The organism is Vibrio sp. OPT46 (assembly GCF_015163535.1).
Classification (GTDB): domain Bacteria; phylum Pseudomonadota; class Gammaproteobacteria; order Enterobacterales; family Vibrionaceae; genus Vibrio; species Vibrio alginolyticus.
Window position 1 is genome coordinate 1 of the sequence record NZ_JADDYG010000041.1, and the last position, 257, is coordinate 257.

Below are 257 nucleotides of genomic sequence, written 5' to 3' on the forward strand. Positions count from 1 at the left end.
TTGGATTCCATAGGGTTACGTTCTGACGGCTTTCAAGTAGGACTGGAGAAAATTAAAGAAGTCGGCGTCCCTGGGATTACTCTCGTTAATTTCGACGGGTATATGCATTTTGTTGTCATCAGAGGTATAAACAATCACTCAGTTATTCTAGGAGACCCCTCTAGAGGAACCATGATAATGAAACTGGATGAGTTTGAAAAATATTACCAAGGAATTGTGTTACTGGTCCGTAACGAAGCGGAAATGGGACGGTCTAG

At 42.0% G+C, this 257-nt stretch carries 1 protein-coding gene; it reads left to right on the forward strand.

Annotated elements, in window-relative coordinates; translation table 11 throughout:
• Positions 1-257 (forward strand): cysteine peptidase family C39 domain-containing protein (locus tag IQR33_RS02455; RefSeq protein WP_265575772.1); only part of this gene is annotated, 257 nt, incomplete at both ends.